Raw genomic sequence first — 519 nt, 5'->3', positions numbered from 1 at the left:
CGACACAATTATTACGCGTAACTCAAGGACCAACGGCAGTAACACCAACGCCATTAGAACGATGCGATCCAAACAATGATGGCTTTGAAGTATTCGATTTAACCTTAGCAACCAATCAAATTGCGGGTGGAACACTGCCACCAGACGTAACGGTAACCTACCACGAAACCGAAACAGATGCCTTGTTAGGTTCTAATCCGTTGAGTAGTCCATATGCAAATATCACTCCGAACCAACAAACGATTTACGTAAAAGTATTCTTTACCACAACAGGCTGTTCGAATTATGTCGAACTAGAATTAATCGTCAACCCAACGCCAGAAGCGACCGAGCCAACAGATTACCATTTATGTGATTACACAGGCGCAGTAGGTTATGAGAGTTTCAATTTAACGAGTAAAATAGCGGAGATTTTAGGCAGCATTAATGCGGCAACACATACGGTAACATTCTATACAGATTTCACCCAAGCCCAATTAGGAACAGGCAACATCACCAATGTAACGGCTTATACCAATG

General features: G+C 42.4%; 1 protein-coding gene. It reads left to right on the top strand.

What is annotated here, in order from left to right; translation table 11 throughout:
• Window positions 1-519: hypothetical protein (locus tag G6042_RS00690; protein ID WP_211161599.1), on the top strand; the 519-nt coding region annotated here is incomplete at both ends.

It is taken from the genome of Flavobacterium solisilvae (assembly GCF_012911605.1).
Taxonomy (GTDB): Bacteria; Bacteroidota; Bacteroidia; order Flavobacteriales; family Flavobacteriaceae; genus Flavobacterium; species Flavobacterium solisilvae.
This window is presented reverse-complemented; position numbering and strand designations above follow the sequence as displayed.